The sequence below is a fragment of the Bacillus sp. GMa5/1 genome (genome assembly GCF_050172015.1).
Taxonomy (GTDB): domain Bacteria; phylum Bacillota; class Bacilli; order Bacillales; family Bacillaceae_G; genus Bacillus_A; species Bacillus_A cereus.
Genome location: NZ_JBNLYC010000351.1, coordinates 1 through 2,204, shown reverse-complemented (window position 1 = coordinate 2,204; position 2,204 = coordinate 1). Strand labels below are relative to the sequence as shown.

The window sequence follows — 2,204 nt, the reverse complement described above, 5'->3', positions numbered from 1 at the left end:
TAGGTGTATTACATATTACATAACAACTAAATAAGAAAATAAAAAATCTAAGGGAGGAAAAATACGATGCATAAGAATGAAAGAAAACCGGTGGTTTATGAATATCAAAATGAACAGGAAGTAGTTATGAAAGTAAAAGAGCTAGAATTGAAAGGGATTCACCAAGATGACATTTACGTCTTAACACATGAAAAACATATAACAAAAAAGATTGCGGATGATACAAACACAAATACGATTGGAGTAAAAGAACAAGGGTTGGGCACAAGTATTATCAACTTTTTCTCCAAAAAAGGGGACGAGCTCCGAAATCAAATGAAGGAAATGGGGTTGTCGAAGGAGGAAGCTAACTTATATGAAGAAAAACTAGATCAAGGGAGAATTTTACTTCTAGTAACAGATGAAACATTAACGGCGAGTGATAGGCAGCCGCAAAACTATCATTCTCTCTAATAGATTGCAATATCTGATAAATAGATAAGTTAATTATTTTAGGTTGTAGCATGGAAGAAAATAAAAGTAGAGAAGGGTGAGAAAAATGAAACATACAATATTTAAATATGCTGTGATTGGGATTACGACCGGAGTCATGGTATCTCTGTTAAAAAAAGAAAATCGGAAAGCTATACAAACAAAAGGAAAAAGCGTAAAAGACAAACTACAAGAAGGAAACATAAAGGAAACATTAGAGAAGGTAACCGAGACAAGTAAACAATTCTCTGTAACTGCAGCTAATGTTGCAAAACAAACATTACCACAACTGCTTACAGCCACACCGGTTGTCATTTCTACTATTAAAGATTTAACAGAAAACGAAAATAACAAAAAGAAAAAAGATGAAAAGGATAATGAAATAAAACAAAATAGTAAGAATCTAGACGGAGAAAAAACGGAAAATGAAAAGAAATATGTGAAAGAAGGGAAAGAAGAGAGTGCTTAGATTTAATTCTAAAAAGAGAAAGTGAGGAAAAAAGTATGAAATCTCTGTATGCAATTGATGTAGGAATTGGTTTTACTAAGCGGGCATATCGACAGGATGTAGATTCTGAGGTGACGATTAAGAGTGAAGCTGCCACACTAGCTCCTGTACCTAATCATGCTGAAAGTGAAGATTTAACAAAAGTAAGTTTTATAGACTTAGACTTTGCATACTACATGGGAAATGAAGCACATCAATCTGACGCTTCATTTCTTCCTCCATTTGACGAAGAAATAGAAAATTATTATGAAAGCGAACAGTTTAAACAACAAATATTTGGTTGCATTGCAAAGGATTATAAAGAAAATGTCGTGTTACCTTTAGTTGTTACCGGGCTTCCAGTCACTTGTTTTGGTAGTCAGCATGAGCAATTACAACGTGCACTAAAAAAAGAAACTTCCGTACAAATTGATGGGAAATTTATTAATATTACGGTTGAAAATGCTTTGATTCTTCAGCAACCGATCGCTTTACATGCCTATTTCTTAAAAGAGGGAATCATTCAGGAACAAGATCGCATCTTAATTATTGATGGTGGATTTCGTACATTAGAAATGACAGATATGAAACAAAATGTCATTTTAAATCATTATGAGACGGAACTAGGATGTAGCAAGCCTTTGAAAAATATTAAGAATATCCTGCAGAATCATGCGGGTGAAAGTAATCAATTGCATATTAATGACATGCCAAAAATATTAGAAAAAGGATATGGAGATAAAGAAGAAAATTATGAGACAAGTCAGGTGGATATTTTAATTCAAAAAGAGTTGGATACACATTTCCAAGACATCATGCGTGTATTACAAGAACAATTTAAGTTAGACCAGTATGATACTATTATTTGGACAGGAGGAGTAGTAGATCTCCACAAAAAACAAATTGAAAAAATGCAAGGTGAAATTGTTTCTTTCCGTATGGTAGACGCTTCAAAAGAGGCCGCGCTTCATGGATACTATATTATTGGAAGTCAAGTATTTGAGGACATCACCAATCAATCTGCATATAAATCCAAATTATAATGACGACCGAAATGGAGTTCGTTGAATAGACGTGCCAAATTGTGTGGCTTCTTTTCCAAATATAAATAAGAAAAGATAAAAAGTGCTTGTATAGAGGAAATGTTTAAAATTGAGAATAAAAATAACTAATATATAGGGGGTCTTCCTTTTTAAAGAATAAGACCTCCTATGCATTTATTTTGTAATTTAGATGATTTAAAAAC

Annotated in this window: 3 protein-coding genes; all 3 read left to right on the top strand. The window is 32.8% G+C overall.

The annotated features are described in order from the left end of the window. Positions 1-66: 66 nt before the first annotated feature. The 3 genes from ACQGSG_RS28500 to ACQGSG_RS28490 all read left to right on the top strand — a co-directional run bounded on the left by ACQGSG_RS28500 (position 67) and on the right by ACQGSG_RS28490 (position 2,001). Positions 67-453, top strand: coding sequence for a general stress protein (locus ACQGSG_RS28500; protein ID WP_325842668.1), 387 nt, complete (start codon positions 67-69; stop codon positions 451-453). Positions 454-538: 85 nt separating this feature from the next. Beyond that, a complete protein-coding gene (locus ACQGSG_RS28495; protein WP_000683226.1) occupies positions 539-940 on the top strand; it encodes a hypothetical protein in 402 nt (133 codons plus the stop codon). A 35-nt stretch (positions 941-975) separates the two neighbouring features. Next, entirely contained in the window at positions 976-2,001 is a 1,026-nt protein-coding gene (locus ACQGSG_RS28490; protein WP_000839455.1) for a ParM/StbA family protein, read from the top strand. Positions 2,002-2,204: the final 203 nt, after the last annotated feature.